Source organism: Allobosea sp. GW822-FHT05A11 (assembly GCF_058800455.1).
The window spans coordinates 158180-177432 of the sequence record NZ_JBXAMI010000004.1 but is presented as its reverse complement, the minus strand read 5'-3'; the positions used below and the strand labels follow the sequence as shown (position 1 = coordinate 177432).

Sequence of the window (19253 nt, the reverse complement as noted above, 5' to 3'; positions counted from 1 at the left end):
CGACCTCCTTCACTCCGCCGCCTGGCGGCTGGGCGGCGTGACGCCGAAATCTTCCGGAAAATGGGTGAGCGCGCTCATCACCGGATAGGGCGTGAACCCGCCGAGCGCGCAGAGCGAACCGAGCTTCATGGTGTGGCAGAGGTCTTCGAGCACCGTCAGGTTGGCGGCGCGCTGCTCGCCGGCGATGACGCGGTCGATCACCTCGACGCCACGGGTCGAACCGACACGGCAGGGCGTGCATTTTCCGCAGGATTCGACCGCGCAGAACTCCATCGCGAAACGCGCCTGCCGGGCCATGTCGACGCTGTCGTCGAAGACGACGATGCCACCATGGCCGATCAGGCCGTCGCGCGCCGCGAAGGCCTCGTAGTCGAACGGCGTGTCGAACAGCTCTCGCGGGAAATAGGCGCCGAGTGGCCCGCCGACCTGCACGGCGCGCACCGGCCGGCCGCTCGCCGTGCCGCCGCCGATCTCGTCGACGAGTTCGCCGAGCGTGATGCCGAAGCCGACCTCGAACAGGCCGGGATGGCGGATATTGCCGGCGAGCTGGATCGGCATCGTGCCGCGCGAGCGACCCATGCCGAAATCGCGATAGAACGCCGCGCCCTTGTCGAGGATGATCGGCACGCTCGCGAGCGAGAGCACGTTGTTGATGGCGGTGGGGCAGCCGAAGAGCCCCTTATGTGCCGGCAGCGGCGGCTTGGCCCGAACGACACCGCGGCGCCCCTCAAGACTGTCGAGAAGAGCGGTCTCCTCGCCGCAAACATAGGCACCGGCGCCGACCCGGACCTCCATGTCGAAGCCATGGGACGAGCCGGCGATCGCCGCACCCAGCATGCCCTTCCGGCGCGCCTCGCTCAGCGCATGCTCCAGCGCGGCGATCGCGTGCGGATATTCCGAGCGGACATAGATGTAGCCATAGGTCGCGCCGACGGCGATGGCAGCGATCGTCATGCCCTCGATCAGGACGAAGGGATCGCCTTCCATGATCATGCGGTCGGCGAAGGTGCCGCTATCGCCTTCGTCGGCATTGCAGACGATGTATTTCCGCTCGCCCTGCGCCTTGGCGACGGTGTCCCATTTGATGCCGGTCGGAAATCCGGCGCCGCCGCGCCCGCGCAAGCCGGACTCCGTGACGGCCGCGACGGTCGCCGCCGGGCCGGCATCGAGCGCAGCGGCCAGCCCGCGATAGCCGCCATGGGCGATATAGTCCTCCAGGGAACGGGGATCGACGATGCCGCAGCGCGCGAAGGTCAGCCGGGTCTGCTTCGCGAAGAAGGGCAGCGCCTCCGTCAGGCCATGGCATAGCGGATGGCTCGTGCCGGCCAGGGTAGCATCGAGTACGCTGGCGGCGTCGCCCGGAGTGACCGGGCCATAGCCGATGCGGCCGTCGCGGGTGGCGTATTCGACCAGCGGCTCGAGCCAGTGAAGCCCGCGCGAGCCGGTACGGACGATGTCGATGGCGAGCCCGCGCGCATCGGCCACCGCCTGCAAAGCCTCCGCCACCCGATCGGCATCGACCGCGATGGCCGCCGCGTCGCAGGGAATGAAGAACCGCGGCGTCATTGTCCGGCCTCCGTCAGCAGCGAGGCGAGCTTGCCGTCGTCGAGCCGCCCGACGATCCGGCCGTCGAGCATCGCGGATGGGGCGACAGAGCAGAGTCCCAGGCAATAGACCGCTTCGAGCTGGACCTTGCCATCCGCGCTGGTGCCGCCGAAGCCGATGCCCAGCGCCTCCTGAACCTGTCGCGCCAGCCGCTCCGCGCCTTGGGACTGGCAGGCCTCGGCCCGGCACAGCTTCAGGCTATGGGCCGCAGGCGGTGCCTGCCGGAAATCCGGATAGAAGGTGATGACGCCATGGACTTCGGCGCGCCCGATATTCAGCGCATCCGCCACGAGGGCCGTGGCTGCCGGATGGATATAGCCGAACTCCTCCTGCAGCGCGTGCAGGATCGGCAGCAAGGCGCCCTCGCGGGATTTCCATTCCGAGATGATGCGGGCAGCGATATCGCCATCCCAGGCCAGATGCCGCTCCAATGCTTTTCCCCTGCGATCTCTACGATCTGCTTGAATCGCAGGCTCATGCAGGCAGATGGTTTTGACAAACGAATAATTATAAACTTACGTATCGGATTTATAGATTTAAAAGACGGCCGATATGGATACGGAACTGGCACGAACCTTTCTGACGGTGGTCTCGGCCGGCAATTTCAGCGGCGCGGCGGACCGGCTCCATGTCAGCCAGTCGACGGTGAGCACGCGGATCAACGTGCTGGAGGAGCAATTGCGCTGCCGGTTGTTCGTCCGCAACAAGGCCGGAACAACCTTGACGGCGGCCGGGCACCGCTTCCAACGCCATGCCGCGACGCTGGTCCAGACGGTGGTGCAAGCGCATCACGATATCGGGCTGCCCGAGGGCGCGGCCGGAACGCTGGCCGTCGGCGGCCGGATCGGCCTTTGGGAGGAGTTCCTGCTGCGCTGGCTACCGTCGATGCAGCGGGCCCGGCCCGACGTGTCGATCCGGATCGAGAGTGCGCTCGAGCCGGAGCTGATGCATGGGCTGATCGAGGGGCGCCTCGATATCGGCGTGATGTACACACCGCAGAGCCGCCCGGGTCTGAAGGTCGAGCATCTGTTCGACGACCGCCTGGTCATGATTGCGACGGATGCGCAATCCGCGCCCGAGCCGCAGTCCGGCTATGTCCTCGTCGACTGGGGCTCGGAATTCCAGGCGCGCCACAGCGCGAGCTTCCCCGATTTCGGCGGCGCGCTGCTCAGCGCCAATGTCGGCTGGCTGGGGCTGCAGCATATCCTGGAGCATGGCGGCTCCGGCTATTTTCCTGCACGCATCATCGCCCCGCATCTCGCGGCCGGAACGCTGCATCTCGTCGAGGATGCGCCTCATTTCATCATGCCGGCCTACGCGATCTCCCGCGCGGGCACGCAGGACGGGCCCCAGGCCGAAGCTCTCGCGATGATCAGGGAGATGGCGGGCACCCTGCTCTCGATCGGCTCGCCCTGAGCCGCCGAAGCAGGAGGCAGGCTGATCGCGGCGGAGCTTGGCTCGCCCGCCGCCTCAGAACGAGGGCAGCACGCCGCCGCCGAAGCTGTCGGAACGTCCGGCGAAGCCCGTCTGGCTATCGCGCGTATTGCCGGGCCCGCTCAGGCGTGCCGGAGCCGGGCCGGCATCGAGATAGCTGCGCTGCTGCGGCTGGAAGGTCATGCTTTGCACCACGGGGGGTTCCGAATAAGCGACCGGCTCGCTGGAGACGCAACCGCCGAGTGCCGCAAGGAGGGCCGTGGCCGGGGCAAGGTGGAGAAGACGCATCGTTCCCTCGTCGAGAAAGCGCAGGAGGACAGCGAAGACCGGCGGCTGCCGATGCGATTCACCCTGCTGAGCGGTCATTATCGGGATGGCGGCCGGAAATGTATAGCAAGGCTCCGGTCAGCCGACCCGCGCGCCGGACATAAGCCGGGCCGCAGGCTATCGGTCAGCGCCGCTCGCGGCGGCCCTGCGGCGGAACGAAATCAAGCTGCTCGTCCGCAACCGTGCCATCGGGCTGGACGACGGCTTGCCAGCAGCGGTTGCCGCAGCGGACGGAGAGGCGCCAGCGCCCCTCATCCTCCGCCTCGCCGCGCTCGACCCGGCTCGTCACCAGCCCGCGGCGCATCAGGTCTCGCAATTCCTCCGCCGACCAGCCGAAGCGCTTCGCCAAGCGCGCAGCATCGAGCACGAAGGAGCCGTCCGCATCCCGGACGAAGGGAAGCTCGGGCAAGGCTTCACCGGTGGTCATGACATGTCGCTCCGGCGCGTCGATCGTTCCGGCTCCTTCTGCACCGAAGGGCCGGCCGCATCCAGAGCGCCTTCGTCCTCATCGAGCAGGATCCGCTCGGCGGCGCCGTCGAGATCGTCATACTGGCCGCTACGCAACGACCACAGGAAGGCGGCGAGCGCCGCCCCGCCAAGCACCAGCGCCAACGGAACGAGGAAGACCAGGCTGCTCATTCGCCGGGTTCGCAGGCCGGGGCAAGCTTTCCGGCCTGCCGCGTATCGATCTCGGCACGAACCTGCGCCTTGCCCGCATCGAGGCGCAAGGCATTGGCCACGACGAGGATCGAGGACAGCGACATGGCGAGCGCCGCGATCAGCGGCGTGACGTAACCCGCGATGGCAACTGGCAGGGCCAGCGCGTTGTAGAGGATCGCCAGGGCGAAATTCTGCCTGATCAGCCGCCCTGCCGCCCGCGCGACGGCAATCGCCGTGGGAACCGCATCGAGCCCGTCATGCAGGAAGACGAAATCCGCGGCGTTGCGACCGATATCGGCGGCCGAAGCCGGCGCCATCGAGGCATGCGCGGCAGCCAGTGCGGGCGCATCGTTGAGGCCGTCACCGACCATCAGCACCTTGCGATCCTCGGCAGCCAGTGCGGCGAGACGCTCGACCTTCCCGGCCGGCAGCAGACCGGCTGAGACAGCATCGATACCGAGCCCGCCGGCGATCGGCTGCACCGCTACAGGTCTGTCGCCGGACAACAGCACGATGGAAAGGCCATCGGCCCGCAAGGCATCGACAGCGGCCCGCGCCTGCGGGCGCAAAGTCTCGGCAAAGGCGAAGCGGGCGACGAGCGCGCCGTCGCGGCTCAGCACCGTCCCGCTTTCCGGCTGACCGCCCGCTTCCGCCAGGGCCCATTCCGCACGCCCGAGGCGATAGCAATGCCCTTCCAGCTCGGCCTCGACGCCGAAGCCGGGATGCTCCCGGATGTCCGTCAGCGCCAAGCCTGCTTCCGGCGCTGCAGCCGCGATGGCGCGGGAGAGCGGGTGGCTCGAACGCCGGGCGATCCCCGCTGCGATGGCCAGATCCCTGGCCGGGATCGAGGCGGGATCGACCAGTTGCGGCTGGCCGTAGGTCAGCGTGCCCGTCTTGTCGAAGGCGACCGTGTCGATCTCGGCGATGCGCTCGATCGCCGAGCCGTCCTTGACCATGATCCCGGCCTCGAACAGGCGTCGCGAGGCCACGACCTGGACGATCGGCACGGCCAGCCCCAGCGCGCAGGGGCAGGTGATGATCAGCACGGCGATCGCGATGGTGATCGCGCGATGCCAGTCGCCGGTCGCCATCATCCAGCCGAGGAAGGCGATCAGCGCGGTCGCATGGACCACCGGCGAATAGAGCGCCGCCGCGCGATCAGCGATGCGGCGATAGCGGGCGCGCCCGCCCTCCGCGGCCTCCATCAACCGGACCATCTCGGCCAGGAAGGAGCTCTCGGCTTTGGCCGTGGCGAGGATCGTTAGCGGCCCCGAGAGATTGAGCGTCCCGGCCTGCACCGCCATGCCCGGCGACACGGATTGCGGAGCGCTCTCGCCAGTGGCGATGGCGCAATCGAGCTCGGAAGCGCCCTCCTCCACGATGCCGTCGACGGGCACGCGCTCGCCGACCGTGAGCGCGATCCGCATGCCCGGCGCCACCTCGGCCAGCGGCAGATAAGTCCGCCCGCCATCGGTATCGAGCACGGTCGCGCCGCGCGGCGCCAGCCGCATCAGCCCTCGCACGGCAGCGCGCGCCTTCTCGTGCATGAGATGGTCGAGCGTGCGGCCGATCAGCAGGAAGAAGATCAGCGAGGTCGCCGCGTCGAAATAGGCATGCGGCCCGTCATGGATCGTGTCGTAGAGGCTGAGAGCAAAGGCGAGACAGATGCCGATCGAGATCGGCACGTCCATGTTGGTGCGCCCGCGCCGCAGCATCGCCCAGGCCGAGGCGAAGAAGATGCGGCCGGAATAGAGCAGGCAGGGCAAGGCCAGCGCGCCCGAAATCCAGTGGAAGGCCTGCCGCGTCTCGGGCTCCGCCCCCGACCAGACCGAGACCGAGAGCAGCATGATGTTCATGGCGCAAAAGCCAGCGACCGCCAGCGACCGGATCAGCCGGTCGCGCTCGGGGTCCGTACCCTCCGCTTCGCTCTCGAAGAGATGGCCGGGATATCCGAGCCCGGCCAATGCCGTCAGCAGCTCCGGCGCCTCCTCGCCCCGCCATTGCACGGCGACGCGGCGGGTCGAGAGATTGACCCTGACCTGCGCGACGCCCGGCAATCGGGCAAGCCCGGTCTCGACCGCCCGGATGCAGGCGGCACAATGCAGGCCGGGCACCGAGAGGTCGCTCTGGCGCAGGCCATTGCCGAGATCGCGGCTGGCGAGGCGGATCTCCTGCCGCACCGCCGACGGATCGGGTGCGCCGTCCAGAGCCAGCGGCGGCGCGCAGCAGCTCACCTGAGCGCCCGATAGCTGTGCCAGGTCGCATGGCCGAGCAGCGGGAAGACCACGATCAGGCCGAGAAGCCCGGTCGCGATCGAGACAAGGAACAGGGCGAGCACGATGGCGCCCCAGGCGATCATCACCGGCAGGTTCCGCCAGACCATCGAGATGCTGGTGCCCATCGCGGTGAAGGCATCCACCCGCTCGTCCAGCAGCATCGGGATCGCGAAGGCGCTGATCGCGAAGGAGAAGGCCGCGAACAGCCCGCCGACCACGGTGCCGACCAGCAGCATCGCCCAGCCGATCGGCGTCCCGAACAGCATGGCCGCGACCTCGTGGAGGCCCGGGAATGGCCTGAGCCCGAAGAACAGCGCATAGATGATGACCGCCGCCCGCATCCAGACCAGCATCAGCAGCGAGAGGATCGCGCCCGTGTACCAGACCTGCCCGCCCGAAGCCGCCTTGACGAAGATCATCCGGGAGAGGCTGACCGGCTCGCCCTGCTCGATCGCGCGGCTTTTCTGGTAGAGCCCGATCGCCAAGAGCGGCCCCATCACCATGAAGCCCGCCAGTGCCGGGAACAGGATGTAGTCGAGCCCGAGCCGGAACAGCCCCCAGACGATCACGGCGGAGACCGCGAAGACCGCGAGCCCGTAGAGCAGGCTCGGCACCGGATTGCGCCAGAGATCGCGCCAGCCCGCGCCGAGCCAGGACAGAGCCGCGCCCGCCGGCAGATTACGCCGTCGCTGGGCGGAGAGAGGCAGCGGCATCTCCTGGCCGTTCCCGATCGCAGCCATGTGCTTCTCCTCCCTCAGCAGGACGGGCGCGCGGCGCGGAACCCGCCCGCCTCGCCCGCCGATTTTGCATGCGGCACGCAGTCCGGCTGCGAGCCTATGGCGACATAGACCAGATGGGCGTTGGCGAGGATCAGCCCGCCTGCCAGCACCCCGGCGAGCGCGAGCCAGAAGGCTTTCCGCCCACCGCGGCGCCGCCGTGTTTCGCCGTCTGCTGAAGCGCTCATCGCTTCGCCTCACCGAGCGTGCCGACATAGAGCGCCAGCAGCTTGATATCGGTCGGCGAGAGCCGGCCTTCCCAGCTCGGCATATGTCCCTGCCGCCCGCCATGGATGCTGTTCACGACCGATTGCAGGTCGCCACCATAGATCCAGTTGGCATCGGTGAGGTCCGGGGCGCCGAGATCATGCTGGCCCTTGGCGTTCTCGCCATGGCAGGCGACGCAGTTCGCCGCGAAGACCTCCTTGCCCGCCGGCACGCGCGCCTGCTCGGCCGCGTCGAGCTTCTGGCCCGAGAGCGAACGGACATAAGAGGCGACGGCCAGGACCTGCTCGCGCTGGAGAATGCCGTCGCGGCCGAAGGCCATCATCTGTCCGGTGCGCGTATCCTTCGCCGTGCCGTTGATGCCGACGCGGATCGTCTCGGCGATCGCCTCCGGGCTGCCGCCCCAGAGCCAGGAGCCGGCGGCGAGATTGGGGAAGCCCGGCCCGCCCTTCCCTTGCACGCCGTGACAGACCGCGCAGTTATCCTCGAAGAGAGTGCGCCCGGTATCGCGGACATGGCGCATCAGCGCGGGGTCGGCGGCGATATCGGCGAAGGAGGCCTTGTCGAGCTTCGCGGTCCAGCTCGCCCGCTCAGTGGCGGCATCGCGCACCTGCTCGGCCACGACCTGGCGCTGGTCCATGCCGAGCAAGCCCTTGGTATAGGTCACGCCCAGCGGCCAGGCCGGCATCAGCAGCCAGTAGCCGATCGAGAACAGGGTCGTGACGGCCAGGAAGAACAGCACCACGCGCGGAATCGGCGTGTCGAGTTCCTCGATGCCGTTCCACTCATGGCCCGTCGTGATTGTCCCCGTGGCGGGGTCGCGCCTCGCATCTGCCATCGCTCAGTCCCCCGGCCTGTCGTCCTTGTCGAAAATGCTCTTCTTGGCCCGATCGAAGCGCTTTCGGTTCGACGGCCACAACGCGTAGATCAGCACGCCGATCGCCATGGCCACGAGGTAGAACAGCCCCCAGCTCTTGGCGAAACCGACAAGCGTATGGTGATCGACATCCATCGTCTCACTTCTCCGCCGCGGCGGTCTGCTTCTGCGCAGCATCGGTCAGGCGGCCCAGCACCTGGAGATAGGCGACCACCGCATCCATCTCGGTCAGGCGCCCCGGCTCGCCGTCGAAGGCGCGCACGTTCGTCGCCTCGCCATAGCGTTCGCTGACGCCGCCCGCGTAGGCGCTGTCGGGGCTCGCCTGGCCATAGGCATCCGTGCCGGCATTGGCGATCTGCGCATCGGTATAGGGCACGCCGACCGCGCGCTGCGCCTTGAGATGCCGGCCGAGATCCTCGGTCTTCAATTCGTTGCGCATCAACCAGCCGTATTTCGGCATCACCGATTGCGGCACGACATCGCGCGGGTTGATCAGATGCGCGACATGCCAGGCGTCGGAATATTTGCCGCCGAGCCGGGCGATATCCGGCCCCGTGCGCTTGGAGCCCCAGAGCATCGGATGGTCGTATTTCGACTCGACCGCCAGGGAATACGGCCCGTAGCGCTCGACCTCGTCGCGCAGCGTCCGGATCATCTGGCTATGGCAGGCATAGCAGCCCTCGCGGATGTAGATGTTGCGCCCGGCCAGCTCGAGCGGCGTGTAGACGCGCATGTCCGGCGCCTTCTCGACGGTATCGCCGATAGTGAAGAGCGGTGCGATCTCGACGAAGCCGCCGATCGCGGAGACGCCGATGATGGCGAGGACGAAGCCGATCGCGCTGCGTTCGAGCTTGCGATGAAAGAACTCGCGCATCGGCTTACTCCCCCGCCTGAAGCGCAGCGCCCTGGAGCGCCGGCAGGTCGCTGTCGCCGGCGCCCGCCGCAGCCTGCGAACGGGACATCCGGATCGTCATCCAGACATTGTAGGAGGCCACGATCGCACCGATCAGGAACAGCAGCCCGCCGACGGTGCGCGCGATGTAATAGGGATGCATCGCGACCAGGCTGTCGATGAAGGAATAGGCTAGCGTGCCGCTGTCGTTATAGGTGCGCCACATCAGGCCCTGGATGATGCCCGAGTTCCACATCGCGAAGACGTAGATGACGGTCCCGGCCAGAGCGAGCCAGAAATGGACCTCGATCAGCTTGGGCGAATACATCCGCTCGACCTTCCACATCCACGGCACCAGCGCGTAGAGCGAGCCGAAGGTGATCATCGCCACCCAGCCGAGCGCGCCGGCATGAACATGGCCGACCGTCCAGTCGGTATAGTGCGAGAGCGAGTTGACCGCCCGGATCGCCATGAACGAGCCTTCGAAGGTCGAGAGCCCGTAGAACACCGCGGCGACCATCATGAAGCGCAGCGTCGCGTCGTCGCGCACCTTGCCCCAGGCGCCGTTGAGCGTCGCCAGCGCATTGCCGGCCGAGGCCCAGGACGGCACCAGCAGGACGACCGAGAAGGTCATGCCCAGCGTCTGCACCCATTGCGGCAGCGCCGTGTAGTGCAGGTGGTGCGAGCCCGCCCACATATACATGAAGGTGATGCCCCAGAAGCTGATGATCGACAGCCTGTAGGAGTAGATCGGCCGCCCTGCCCGCTTCGGCAGGTAGTAGTACATCATCCCGAGGAAGCCGGAGGTCAGGAAGAAGGCGACCGCGTTGTGGCCGTACCACCACTGCGTCATCGCATCCTGGACGCCGGAGAACAGCGAATAGCTCTTGGCCTCGCCGAAGGAGATCGGCACCGCCGGGTTGTTGACGATGTGCAGCACCGCCACGACCAGGATGAAGGCCATGTAGTACCAGTTGGCGACGTAGATATGCGGTTCCTTCCGCCGCTGCAGCGTGCGGATGTAGATCAGGAAATAGGTGACCCAGACGATGACCAGCCAGATATCGGCATACCATTCCGGCTCGGCATATTCCTTCGACTGGGTGATGCCCATCAGGTAGCCGGTAGCCGCCAGCACGCAGAACAGGTTGTAGCCGATCAGCACGAACCAGGGGCTGAACTGGTCCGGCAGGCGCGCCCGCGTGGTCCGCTGCAGGACGTGGAAGGAGGTCGCGATCAGCGCATTGCCGCCGAAGCCGAAGATCACGCCCGAGGTATGGACCGGCCGCAGGCGGCCGAAGCTCGCCCATCCCGCATCGAAGGTGAGATCCGGCCAGGCCAGGAGCGCCGCAACCCAGACGCCGAAGAACATGCCGGCCACGGCCCAGCCGAGCGAGAGCACGATCCCGACCCGCGTCGGATCGTCGTAATAGCGCGTCAGGCGCTCATCGGACGGCTCCGGCGCGAAATAGCTCGACATGACAAGGCCGATGCAGCCGAGCCCGAACAGCAGGATGATCGCGCCATGCACGGCGAACAGGTCGTCGCGGCCGGCGATCGCCATGGCAAACCCGCACAGCGCCAGAAGCGCCGAGATCGATATGGCGCGCTGCCGCTCCGCGACAGTGAGTGCCGCAATCATCGCTCACCTTCTCCATGACTGGCGCGGGCCGACGGCCCCGTGCCTTCGCGACGGATATCGCATAAAAGAATCATCTCAGATACCTGATTTGCCGATCTGGAGATCGGACATAATGCCCTAGGAAAAATTGACGCAGGGCACGCCGCGCGGTCGTCAGCGGAACGGAATCTCACCGTGTCTCGATCTCCGCGAGATAGGTGCGGACGGCGCGCTCCGGCCCATGCCAGGAGGCGCTGCCCTTGCCCTGCAGCTCCGGCGCGTCCTTCCACCCGGGCTCGATTCCGGTCATGTCCGGCAGCAGATGCGCGATGCCCTTGTGGCAGTCGATGCAGGTCTTCTCGCCGGTGGTCAGGAAGCGGCTGTGGATCTCGGCGGCGCGGCGGGTCTGCTTGGTGAAGTCCATCGCGACGGAGGAGTGGCAGTTGCGGCATTCCAGCGAGTCGTTCGCCTTCAACCGCGACCATTCGTGCTTGGCGAGTTCGAGGCGCATGTTGAGGAATTTCTCGCGCGTCGAGATCGTCCCGAAGATTTTGCCCCAGACCTCCTTCGAGGCCTGCATCTTGCGGGCGATCTTGTCGGTCCAGTTATGCGGGACATGGCAGTCCGGGCAGGTCGCGCGCACGCCAGAACGATTGGAGAAATGCACCGTCGACTGCAGCTCCTGATAGACGTTGTCGCGCATCTCGTGACAGGAGGTGCAGAATTTCTCGGTGTTGGTGACTTCCAGCGCCGTGTTGAAGCCGCCCCAGAAGAGCACGCCGCCGACGAAGCCGCCGAGCGTCAGCAGGCCGAGCGGCAGATAGGCGCTCGGCCTGCTGATGATGCGCCAGAAGCTGACGACGACGCCCCAGCACCAGAGAATGAAGGATTTGAGCCTGGCCATGATGCGCGCCTATGGCTTCCGGCCGATGTCTTTGGCGTCCTGGAACCGGTTCTGGACCAGGGGCGGGACATCGGTCTGCTGGACATGGCAGGCCGTGCAGAAATAGCGCCGTGGCGTCACGTCCGAGAGCACCTGCCCGTCGCGGTCCTGGAAATGAGTGACGCTGATCATCGGCGCGCCCGAGCCTTCCGTGAACTCGCGCTTGTGGCAGTCCATGCAGCGATTGGTGTTCAGGGTGAGCTGGTAGCCGTCGATCGCATGCGGGATCACCGGCGGCTGCTCCGGATAGTTGCGCATGCGCCGGACATCGTCGACGACCGGGCGGCCGAGCGCCGGCACGCGTTCGAGCGCCATCGGATCAGCGGTGCCGGTCAGCCGCGGCACGATCTTGATTGGCGCGCCCTCCTGCGAGACGGCGGCACCGAAGGCGAGGACGAGGCCGGCCGCGAGGGCCGCCCCGAGCAAGGTCCGCGAGCGCATCAGCCCGAGACCGGAACGATCTTGACCGCGCATTTCTTGAAATCCGTCTGCTTGGAGATGGGATCGGTGGCGTCGAGCGTCGTCTTGTTGATGAGCTGGCTGGCATCGAACCAGGGCACGAAGACCACGCCGGGCGGCATGCGGTTGCGCCCGCGCGTCTCGACGCGGGTGCGCATCTCGCCGCGGCGCGAGATCAGCCGGATCTCGGCGCCCTGGTTGAGCCCGCGCTTGCGGGCATCTTCCGGATGCATGAAGCAGCGAGCGCCGGGGAAGGCCTTGTAGAGTTCCGGCACCCGCATCGTCATCGAGCCGGAATGCCAGTGCTCCAGCACGCGGCCGGTGACCAGCCAGAGGTCGTAGTCGCCATCAGGCGATTCCGCCGGCGGCTCGTAGGGCACCGCAATGATCCGGGCCTTGCCGTCCTTGTTGCCGTAGAACTCGACGCCCTTGCCCGGCTTCACATAGGGGTCGAGCCCCTCGCGGTAGCGCCAGAGCGTCTCCTTGCCGTCGACCACCGGCCAGCGCAGGCCGCGGACCTGATGGTAGAGGTCATAGGGCCCGAGATCGTGGCCATGACCGCGGCCGAAGGCGGCATATTCCTCGAAAAGCCCCTTTTGCGCGTAGAAGCCGAAGGCCTTCGCCTCCCGGTTCTCGTAGCCCGGATCGATCTCGGAGACATCGAATTTGTCGACATTACCGTTGCGGTACAGCAAGTCGAAGAGCGTCTTGCCCTTGTAGTTCGGGTTGGCGTCGAGGATTTCAGCCGGCCAGACCTCGTCGGTGGTGAAGCGCTTCGAGAACTCCATCAATTGCCAGAGGTCCGAGCGCGCCTCGCCCGGTGCATTGACGAGCTGGTGCCAGACATGGGTGCGCCGCTCGGCATTGCCGTAGGCGCCCTCCTTCTCGACCCACATCGCCGCCGGCAGGATCAGGTCGGCGGCCATCGCCGTCACCGTCGGATAGGCATCGGAGACGACGATGAAATTGTCGGGGTTGCGATAGCCCGGATAGGCCTCGTTGCTGCTATTCGGCGAGGCCTGGAGGTTGTTATTGACCTGGATCCAGTAGAAATTGAGCTTGCCGTCCTTGAGCATCCGGTCCTGCTCAACGGCGTGGTAGCCGGGCTTTTCCGGGATGATCCCGTGCGGGACGCGCCAGATTTCCTCGGCATGCTTGCGGTGCTCGGGATTGGTCACCGTCATGTCGGCCGGCAGGCGATGGGCGAAAGTGCCGACCTCGCGCGCCGTGCCGCAGGCCGAGGGCTGGCCGGTCAGCGAGAACGGGCTGTTGCCCGGCTCCGAAATCTTCCCCGTCAGCAGATGCAGGTTGTAGACCATCTGGTTGGCCCAGACGCCGCGCACATGCTGGTTGAAGCCCATGGTCCAGAGCGACATGACCTTGCGTTTGGGGTCGGCATAGAGTTCGGCGAGCTGTTGCAGGAAGCCGGGCTCGACCCCGGTCAGCGCAGAGACCTTCTCCAGCGTGTAGTCCTTGACCGAGGCCGCGAAGGCCGCGAAGTCGATCGGCGTCGTCGCCGTGACATCCTCCGCCTTGCGTGCCTTGACCTCGCGCGGATCATCGGGGCGCAAGCCGTAGCCGATTTCGGTCGCGCCTTTGACGAAGGTGGTGTGCTTCTCGACGAAATCGGTGTTCACCCGCCCGGTCGAGATGATGTGGTTGGCGATGTAATTCAGGATCGCGAGGTCCGTGCCCGGCTTGAACACGATCGGGATATCGGCAAGGTCCGAGCTGCGGTGGGTATAGGTCGAGAGGACCGCGACCTTCACATGCGGCTGGCCGAGCCGGCGGTCCGTCACCCGCGTCCACAGGATCGGGTGCATCTCCGCCATGTTCGAGCCCCAGAGCACGAAGGCGTCGGCATGCTCGAAATCGTCGTAGCAGCCCATCGGCTCGTCCATGCCGAAGGTGCGCATGAAGGCATAGGCCGCCGAGGCCATGCAGTGGCGGGCGTTCGGGTCGAGATTGTTGGAGCGGAAGCCGGCCCGCATCAGCTTGGTCGCGGCATAGCCCTCGAAGATCGTCCACTGGCCGGAGCCGAACATGCCGAGCGCGGTCGGCCCCTTGGCCTTGAGCGTTTCCTTGGCCTTGGCGGCCATGGTGTCGAAGGCCTCCTCCCAGGACACCGGCGTGAACTCGCCGTCCTTGGCGTAGACGCCGTTCTTCTTGCGCAGCAGCGGCTGGGTCAGCCGGTCGTTGCCGTACATGATCTTGGAGAGGAAATAGCCCTTGATGCAGTTCAGGCCGCGATTGACCTCGGCCTTCATGTCGCCATGGGTGGCGATGACCTTGCCTTCCTTGACGCCGACCATGACGCCGCAGCCGGTGCCGCAGAAGCGGCACGGCGCCTTCGACCATTTGATCTGCAGGCTGCCGACGCCGCCCGCAACCGGCTGGGCCTCGGCGGGCACGCTCATATTGGCGGCGAGCGCGGCGACGCCAGCCGCCTGCGCCTTCAGCATCTCGCGACGGGACAGGGTCATGGGATCACTCCGGGGTCGTCGAGGGTTTCGAGGTCTTCGATCTGCTCGAACACCATGTTGGCCGAGAGCACGCCGTCGATCAGGCTGATGGCGGCCAGCCGGTCGCCGATCACGCCGGTGCTGGAGCCTTCCAGCACGATCACGATCTTGCCGTTCTCGACCCGATGGATCTCGGTCTCGGGAAGCTCTGCGATGCTGGCGAGCACGACCTCAACCTTGGCCGGCAGGGCCGAGACGACGGCGCTCGAAATGTGATGAAAGCGCTGACGGGGACGCTCAGGCATGAGCCGCCTCCATCGGACGCGCGCCGACCGCAATGGCCTGTGCCGGACAGGCCGCGATGCAGGCGCCGCAGCCATTGCAGCGATCGCTCGCGATCTCCGGCAGGGCTGGTCCGCCGAGCCGAGGGCGGAAGCGGATCGCGCTTTCCGGGCAGGCATCGCCGCAGCTCTGGCAGACGATGCCGCGCCTGGCGAAGCAATCGGCGCCGACCGCCGCAACGTGCTCGAAGGCCGGGAGCAGGCGATCGAAGACCGGCTCGGGGCAAGCTTCCGCACAGGCGCCGCAGAAGCTGCACTCGCTCTCGGCGAAGTTCAGGATCGGCCTGCCGCCGGCATCCAGCGCGATGATGTGCTGCGGACAGGCCGGCACGCAGACGCCGCAACCAGTGCAGGCCGCCGCGACCGAAGCCACGCGCGACCACGGCGGGCGCACGCCTTCAGACTGCGGCTGCGCGGAGCGGCCTGTCAGGAAACGTCGCCGCCCGAGATCGATGGCATTCTCGTCCATGCCCGCCTCCTCAACGCGGAGGCCCGGGCGGGCCGAGGACGATTTGCGACATCCAGACGAGGAAGCCGTAACCGCCGACGACGCCGACCGCTACGACCGGCCAGATCAGCACAGCCAGCGTCAGGAAGGCGAGGAGTTCGGCGCGACGTGTCGGCTTCTCGGGCGCGGCCTCCGGGCCGCCCGTCTTCGCGGTCTCGATCGTCATCTCCACCCCTTTCGGCCGGCCGCATATCGCACCGGCTCGTGTTGAGAGATTGACTAAAGAGAATATGGATTCCCGGGTGCTGTCCATGTCAAGGGCCACACTGCGCTGCCCTTTCGCAGCCGTCTTTGACATAACGCAAACAAGGTCCGCCGAATGCGACCTATCCGGTCCTGGTGGCCCGGATATTGCCCTTCTTACAACGCTCTCGAATGGGCATCGCCTTTCCCCTGCGGGCCACCGTGCCGCACTTGAACGCGGCCATCGATTGCAGTCTTATCCGGCGCCGCGCGCCGACGGATCGGGACATCGCGGGCGCCCCTGAACCCGTCCGAGGGAAAGGCTGTCACGTGGGAATGGACCGCAGCGTGCTGCGCAGCGTCCCGCTGTTCGCCGCGATGAGCGACGACCAGCTCGACCGCATGACGGCGCAGGCCAGCGCACGGCGGGTCCCGCAGGGCGAGGCCGTCTTCGAGCAGGGCGAGACAGCCAAAGCCTTCTACCTTCTGCTGCACGGCCGGCTGAAAGTGACGCAGGTCACGCGCGACGGCCAGCAGATCATCGTGCGCATCGTCCATCCCGGCGACCTGTTCGGCTTCACACGGGCATTGGGCCGCAGCGACTATCCGGGCACCGCGACGGCGGCGGTCGACAGCCTCGTCGCGAGCTGGCCAACCGAATCCTGGGACGTCTTCGTCGCCGACAACCCGCATCTGGCAATGAACGCGATCCGCACCATCGGCCAGCGCCTGGACGAGGCCCATACGCGCATCCGCGAGATGTCGACCGAGGAGGTCGAGCGGCGCGTGGCCCATGCCGTGCTGCGGCTGGTCGAGCAGGCCGGCAAGCCCGTCGAGGCCGGCCTGCGCGTCGACTTCCCGATTTCGCGGCGCGACATCGCCGAGATGACCGGCACGACGCTGCACACGGTCTCCCGCATCCTCAGCGCCTGGGAGGCGCAAGGGTTGGTCGAGGGCGGCCGCCAGAAGCTCGTCGTCTGCGACGCACCCGCCCTGAAACGCTTGGCGGAGAACGCCGGCTGATCAGGCCTCGTCCGGCAACCAGTCGTAGAGATGGATCAGCTTCGGATCGTCGGCATGCTCGATCAGCATCCGCCGGACGCGGTCTTGCCAGAGCGCGGCAAAACGCTCGAGCTCCGCCTCATCCGCCTCCCCGGCCACCGCCTGTGGCATCAATCCGCCCATCGCCGACGCATGCGGCACCGCACCCGTATCGATGTCGATCACAACCCCGGCCCCGGTATCGCGGCGGCGCAATGCCATCGTGCCTTCGATATCGGCACCGAAATGCAGCAGGTCGCGCCGGGAGAAGCGCTGCGCGGGTCCGATCCCGCCGAACCCGGTCTCAGGTGCAGCCCCGGTCAGCAGCGTCGCGACCGAGGCCAGGACGCCGGTCGTCCCCTGGTCGCGCTCGCCGCGCATGAAGACCTCGATGCCGCCGCGCTCCGGCATCTCGTCGTCATGGAGATAACCGAGCCCGTTGACCACCATCAGATAGGCACCGGCGACGGCCGGGCAGGAATGGCCGGCCAGCCGCACCGCATCCTCGTAGCCATATTCGAGGATGCCGCCTTCGCTGGTCCCGAGGAAGGCGGAGAGCGGGTCGCGGACCTTGAGGCGCGGCGCGTCGGCGAAGAAGGACGGGAAACTCATCGCGCTCCCTTCGAGCAAGGGGCTGCCGGCCTCGCGGCTTCGCCCCGGAATGATTTCATCGTGTGAAAGCAGCCGCGCGTCAGACCGGTTGCCGGCCAAGGCCGAGACCGAGGCGTTCCGGATCGGCCAGCAGGTCGGTCAGGGAATAGCGATCGAGCTCGCCGAGGAAGGCTTCCATCGCATCGCTCAGGATGCCGCGCCAGCGATCCCCGCGCAGGGCCGAGCGCCCCTCCGCCTCGCCAAAGCACTCGACGATCGCGAAGGCCGGCTCCGTCGCGCGGATCAGCATGCCCAGCGAAATCTCGGCCGGTGCGCGCGCCAGCATCAGGCCGCCGGCACGGCCGCGCACGCCCTTGAGGAAATCCTGCCGGACCAGGAGATTGGCGACCTTCATCAGATGGGTCCGCGAAATGTCATGGGCGGTCGCGGCCTCCTCGACGGTAACCAGCCGCTCCGGATGTGCCGCCGCGAAGACCAGCAGCCTCAGCGCATATTCGCTGAACTGGGTCAGGCGCATGGACGCTGTCCGCGGCAGCCGGGCCGGTTCTCGCCATGATCTGGAAGGAGCACCATCCGACAATCCTGTTCGCGGCGCGGTGAGCCCCCTCGCCCAGGGCGCCGGCATCCTGGAGCGCGACGCGGCGCATCTCCCGCGCCTCAATACGGCAATCCGCTTCCGCGCGCATCAGCAGATCCTTTACCTCTGCCATTTCAGGCCGGCCCTGCTGCGGGAGAAACCTTCGAACCGAGCCGCGCCCCGGTCAGGACCCGCCAGTAGCTCGCCGCGAATCCGAGGAAGGCCAGCGACCAGCACAGCCCGGCGATATGCAGCAGCGCGACCGGGCCATGCCCGAGCGCCGAGCAGATCCGCGCCACGCTACCGATGACGACCAGCGCGTAGCAGGCCTGCGTTGCCGCGGTCGCGACGAGCGGGCGCCCGGTATGCCCCAGGCTGGCCCGCGACATCACCGCGAGCGTCACGGTGCCGAAGGCGCCGGCCGTCCAGGCATGCAAACCGGCGCCGGGGCCGACCAGCCCGAAGCTCGCCGCTGCCGAGAGCGCAAAGCCCAGCGGCACGAAGGCGTAGCCGACATGCAGGATGACGAGCAGCGGATTGCGCCAGGTGCGATCGCCCGCCCAGCGCGCGAGCCTGACGGCGTGGAGCACGGCCGACAGTGCCAGCGCGATGCCGCTTGCAAGCGTATCCGGCAGAGCAACCCAGAGGCCGAGCGCGAGCGCGCTCGCCGCCAGCACCGCCTTGTCGTAACCGCCGAACGGGATCGGCAGGCGCCCTGCCCCGCGCGGCGCCAGCCAGTTGCGCGTGAAGCTCGGTACGATCCGCCCGGCGATCAGCCCGACCAGCATCAGCACGGTGGCGATAGCGAAGCGGCGGGCATAATCGGCCCCGCCCGTCAGCGCCGCTTCGAGGTGGAAGGCGAGATTGGCCGCGAGCAGCAGGCCGATCAGCACGACGACCTTGAGATTGCGCCAGTTGCGGCCGGCGACGACCTCGCGTGCAGCCGCACCAGCCAGCAGGATGAGGAACAGCGCATCGATCGCCATCGCGAAATGCCATCCGATCAACGCCGAAGTCGCGACCGCGACACGGCCGGCGATCCAGGCGAGAACCAGCACGAGCAGCGGCGCGCCCTGCACCGGCAATCGCCCGGTCCAGTTGGGAATGGCCGTCAGCAGGAAACCGCCGACCGCGGCCGCCTGATAGCCGAAGAGCATTTCATGGATATGCCAATCCACCGGCGCGAAAGCCGTGGGGATGGCGAGATGGCCGGTGACGAAGCCGAGCCAGACCAGGATCGTCAGCCCGGCCTGCAGCGCAGCCAGCAGGAAGAGCGGCCGGAAGCCGTAGGACAACAACGCAGGTCCGTCATAGGCCTTCAGCCTCGGAATGGGCGCCATGCTGGCTTCTCCTGGCGTGACCGGGCGCGGCGGATCGTTGCGCGCCCGCCCCCTTGGCGTCGCAACTTTAGCCGCTGGGCGGATCGCCAATTTG

23 protein-coding genes are annotated in these 19253 nt (G+C 67.2%); 2 read left to right on the top strand and 21 right to left on the bottom strand.

Going from position 1 to position 19253, the window contains the following annotated elements; translation table 11 throughout:
- Positions 1–9: 9 nt before the first annotated feature.
- The gene (locus AC1RLU_RS14735; RefSeq protein WP_492796431.1) at positions 10–1566 is read right to left on the bottom strand and encodes a formate dehydrogenase beta subunit; all 1557 of its coding nucleotides are present in this window, start codon (positions 1564–1566) and stop codon (positions 10–12) included.
- The gene (locus AC1RLU_RS14730) at positions 1563–2036 is read right to left on the bottom strand and encodes a formate dehydrogenase subunit gamma (RefSeq protein WP_492796429.1); all 474 of its coding nucleotides are present in this window, start codon (positions 2034–2036) and stop codon (positions 1563–1565) included. The genes AC1RLU_RS14735 and AC1RLU_RS14730 overlap by 4 nt, the downstream gene beginning before the upstream one ends.
- Before the next feature lie 121 nt (positions 2037–2157).
- On the opposite strand from AC1RLU_RS14730, the gene AC1RLU_RS14725 reads away from it, so the two are divergent.
- Positions 2158–3021, top strand: a complete 864-nt coding sequence (locus tag AC1RLU_RS14725) for a LysR family transcriptional regulator (protein ID WP_061967170.1) — start codon at positions 2158–2160, stop codon at positions 3019–3021.
- Positions 3022–3075: 54 nt separating this feature from the next.
- Here the strand turns inward: AC1RLU_RS14725 and AC1RLU_RS14720 are convergent, their stop codons facing one another.
- From AC1RLU_RS14720 to napE, 16 genes are all read right to left on the bottom strand, one after another.
- Positions 3076–3327, bottom strand: coding sequence for a hypothetical protein (locus tag AC1RLU_RS14720; protein ID WP_162260089.1), 252 nt, complete (start codon positions 3325–3327; stop codon positions 3076–3078).
- A 163-nt stretch (positions 3328–3490) separates the two neighbouring features.
- Positions 3491–3793, bottom strand: a complete 303-nt coding sequence (locus tag AC1RLU_RS14715) for a DUF6522 family protein (RefSeq protein WP_142112013.1) — start codon at positions 3791–3793, stop codon at positions 3491–3493.
- On the bottom strand, positions 3790–4005 hold the full coding sequence (gene ccoS, locus AC1RLU_RS14710) for a cbb3-type cytochrome oxidase assembly protein CcoS (protein ID WP_061967166.1): 216 nt from the start codon (positions 4003–4005) through the stop codon (positions 3790–3792). The genes AC1RLU_RS14715 and ccoS overlap by 4 nt, the downstream gene beginning before the upstream one ends.
- A complete protein-coding gene (locus AC1RLU_RS14705) occupies positions 4002–6260 on the bottom strand; it encodes a heavy metal translocating P-type ATPase (RefSeq protein WP_492796426.1) in 2259 nt (752 codons plus the stop codon). The genes ccoS and AC1RLU_RS14705 overlap by 4 nt, the downstream gene beginning before the upstream one ends.
- A complete protein-coding gene (locus tag AC1RLU_RS14700; protein ID WP_492796424.1) occupies positions 6257–7042 on the bottom strand; it encodes a DUF2189 domain-containing protein in 786 nt (261 codons plus the stop codon). Before AC1RLU_RS14700 ends, AC1RLU_RS14705 begins: the two co-directional genes overlap by 4 nt.
- 14 nt (positions 7043–7056) lie before the next feature.
- On the bottom strand, positions 7057–7266 hold the full coding sequence (locus tag AC1RLU_RS14695) for a hypothetical protein (RefSeq protein ID WP_492796422.1): 210 nt from the start codon (positions 7264–7266) through the stop codon (positions 7057–7059).
- On the bottom strand, positions 7263–8141 hold the full coding sequence (ccoP, locus tag AC1RLU_RS14690) for a cytochrome-c oxidase, cbb3-type subunit III (protein ID WP_492796420.1): 879 nt from the start codon (positions 8139–8141) through the stop codon (positions 7263–7265). The genes AC1RLU_RS14695 and ccoP overlap by 4 nt, the downstream gene beginning before the upstream one ends.
- A 3-nt stretch (positions 8142–8144) precedes the next feature.
- Positions 8145–8315: a cbb3-type cytochrome c oxidase subunit 3 gene (locus tag AC1RLU_RS14685; RefSeq protein ID WP_061967157.1), complete on the bottom strand. Its 171-nt coding sequence runs from the start codon at positions 8313–8315 to the stop codon at positions 8145–8147.
- 4 nt (positions 8316–8319) lie between these two features.
- Positions 8320–9054 carry a cytochrome-c oxidase, cbb3-type subunit II gene (gene ccoO, locus AC1RLU_RS14680; protein ID WP_492796418.1) on the bottom strand — a complete coding sequence of 245 codons (735 nt, stop codon included), beginning with the start codon at positions 9052–9054 and terminating at the stop codon, positions 8320–8322.
- A gap of 4 nt (positions 9055–9058) precedes the next feature.
- Positions 9059–10714, bottom strand: a complete 1656-nt coding sequence (ccoN, locus tag AC1RLU_RS14675) for a cytochrome-c oxidase, cbb3-type subunit I (RefSeq protein ID WP_492796417.1) — start codon at positions 10712–10714, stop codon at positions 9059–9061.
- Between the two features lie 169 nt (positions 10715–10883).
- Positions 10884–11597, bottom strand: a complete 714-nt coding sequence (locus tag AC1RLU_RS14670) for a NapC/NirT family cytochrome c (protein WP_061967153.1) — start codon at positions 11595–11597, stop codon at positions 10884–10886.
- Between the two features lie 9 nt (positions 11598–11606).
- Complete coding sequence (locus tag AC1RLU_RS14665; RefSeq protein WP_492796416.1) at positions 11607–12110, bottom strand: nitrate reductase cytochrome c-type subunit; 504 nt, start codon at positions 12108–12110, stop codon at positions 11607–11609.
- Entirely contained in the window at positions 12077–14578 is a 2502-nt protein-coding gene (gene napA / locus AC1RLU_RS14660) for a periplasmic nitrate reductase subunit alpha (RefSeq protein WP_492796414.1), read from the bottom strand. Before napA ends, AC1RLU_RS14665 begins: the two co-directional genes overlap by 34 nt.
- Entirely contained in the window at positions 14575–14862 is a 288-nt protein-coding gene (locus AC1RLU_RS14655; RefSeq protein WP_113587778.1) for a chaperone NapD, read from the bottom strand. Before AC1RLU_RS14655 ends, napA begins: the two co-directional genes overlap by 4 nt.
- A complete protein-coding gene (napF, locus tag AC1RLU_RS14650; RefSeq protein WP_492796413.1) occupies positions 14855–15367 on the bottom strand; it encodes a ferredoxin-type protein NapF in 513 nt (170 codons plus the stop codon). The genes AC1RLU_RS14655 and napF overlap by 8 nt, the downstream gene beginning before the upstream one ends.
- A 10-nt stretch (positions 15368–15377) precedes the next feature.
- Positions 15378–15572: a periplasmic nitrate reductase, NapE protein gene (gene napE, locus AC1RLU_RS14645; protein WP_061967144.1), complete on the bottom strand. Its 195-nt coding sequence runs from the start codon at positions 15570–15572 to the stop codon at positions 15378–15380.
- Between the two features lie 347 nt (positions 15573–15919).
- On the opposite strand from napE, the gene AC1RLU_RS14640 reads away from it, so the two are divergent.
- Entirely contained in the window at positions 15920–16612 is a 693-nt protein-coding gene (locus AC1RLU_RS14640; protein ID WP_492796411.1) for a Crp/Fnr family transcriptional regulator, read from the top strand.
- On the opposite strand, the gene AC1RLU_RS14635 is transcribed toward AC1RLU_RS14640, so the two are convergent.
- The 3 genes from AC1RLU_RS14635 to AC1RLU_RS14625 all read right to left on the bottom strand — a co-directional run bounded on the left by AC1RLU_RS14635 (position 16613) and on the right by AC1RLU_RS14625 (position 19159).
- Positions 16613–17242 carry a hypothetical protein gene (locus AC1RLU_RS14635; RefSeq protein ID WP_492796409.1) on the bottom strand — a complete coding sequence of 210 codons (630 nt, stop codon included), beginning with the start codon at positions 17240–17242 and terminating at the stop codon, positions 16613–16615. It abuts the gene before it with no gap.
- Between the two features lie 79 nt (positions 17243–17321).
- Positions 17322–17759, bottom strand: a complete 438-nt coding sequence (locus AC1RLU_RS14630) for an RrF2 family transcriptional regulator (protein ID WP_454033571.1) — start codon at positions 17757–17759, stop codon at positions 17322–17324.
- Positions 17760–17953: 194 nt separating this feature from the next.
- On the bottom strand, positions 17954–19159 hold the full coding sequence (locus tag AC1RLU_RS14625) for an NnrS family protein (RefSeq protein ID WP_492796407.1): 1206 nt from the start codon (positions 19157–19159) through the stop codon (positions 17954–17956).
- Positions 19160–19253 lie beyond the last annotated feature (94 nt).

Bases quoted from the DNA above. Each gene is read 5' to 3' on its own strand.
- AC1RLU_RS14735 (WP_492796431.1), bottom strand. From the start codon at position 1,566: ATGACGCCGCGGTTCTTCATTCCCTGCGACGCGGCGGCCATCGCGGTC.
- AC1RLU_RS14725 (WP_061967170.1), top strand. From the start codon at position 2,158: ATGGATACGGAACTGGCACGAACCTTTCTGACGGTGGTCTCGGCCGGC.
- AC1RLU_RS14720 (WP_162260089.1), bottom strand. From the start codon at position 3,327: ATGCGTCTTCTCCACCTTGCCCCGGCCACGGCCCTCCTTGCGGCACTC.
- AC1RLU_RS14715 (WP_142112013.1), bottom strand. From the start codon at position 3,793: ATGACCACCGGTGAAGCCTTGCCCGAGCTTCCCTTCGTCCGGGATGCG.
- ccoS (WP_061967166.1), bottom strand. From the start codon at position 4,005: ATGAGCAGCCTGGTCTTCCTCGTTCCGTTGGCGCTGGTGCTTGGCGGG.
- AC1RLU_RS14700 (WP_492796424.1), bottom strand. From the start codon at position 7,042: ATGGCTGCGATCGGGAACGGCCAGGAGATGCCGCTGCCTCTCTCCGCC.
- AC1RLU_RS14695 (WP_492796422.1), bottom strand. From the start codon at position 7,266: ATGAGCGCTTCAGCAGACGGCGAAACACGGCGGCGCCGCGGTGGGCGG.
- ccoP (WP_492796420.1), bottom strand. From the start codon at position 8,141: ATGGCAGATGCGAGGCGCGACCCCGCCACGGGGACAATCACGACGGGC.
- AC1RLU_RS14685 (WP_061967157.1), bottom strand. From the start codon at position 8,315: ATGGATGTCGATCACCATACGCTTGTCGGTTTCGCCAAGAGCTGGGGG.
- ccoO (WP_492796418.1), bottom strand. From the start codon at position 9,054: ATGCGCGAGTTCTTTCATCGCAAGCTCGAACGCAGCGCGATCGGCTTC.
- ccoN (WP_492796417.1), bottom strand. From the start codon at position 10,714: ATGATTGCGGCACTCACTGTCGCGGAGCGGCAGCGCGCCATATCGATC.
- AC1RLU_RS14670 (WP_061967153.1), bottom strand. From the start codon at position 11,597: ATGGCCAGGCTCAAATCCTTCATTCTCTGGTGCTGGGGCGTCGTCGTC.
- AC1RLU_RS14665 (WP_492796416.1), bottom strand. From the start codon at position 12,110: ATGCGCGGTCAAGATCGTTCCGGTCTCGGGCTGATGCGCTCGCGGACC.
- napA (WP_492796414.1), bottom strand. From the start codon at position 14,578: ATGACCCTGTCCCGTCGCGAGATGCTGAAGGCGCAGGCGGCTGGCGTC.
- AC1RLU_RS14655 (WP_113587778.1), bottom strand. From the start codon at position 14,862: ATGCCTGAGCGTCCCCGTCAGCGCTTTCATCACATTTCGAGCGCCGTC.
- napF (WP_492796413.1), bottom strand. From the start codon at position 15,367: ATGGACGAGAATGCCATCGATCTCGGGCGGCGACGTTTCCTGACAGGC.
- napE (WP_061967144.1), bottom strand. From the start codon at position 15,572: ATGACGATCGAGACCGCGAAGACGGGCGGCCCGGAGGCCGCGCCCGAG.
- AC1RLU_RS14635 (WP_492796409.1), bottom strand. From the start codon at position 17,242: ATGAGTTTCCCGTCCTTCTTCGCCGACGCGCCGCGCCTCAAGGTCCGC.
- AC1RLU_RS14630 (WP_454033571.1), bottom strand. From the start codon at position 17,759: ATGCGCCTGACCCAGTTCAGCGAATATGCGCTGAGGCTGCTGGTCTTC.
- AC1RLU_RS14625 (WP_492796407.1), bottom strand. From the start codon at position 19,159: ATGGCGCCCATTCCGAGGCTGAAGGCCTATGACGGACCTGCGTTGTTG.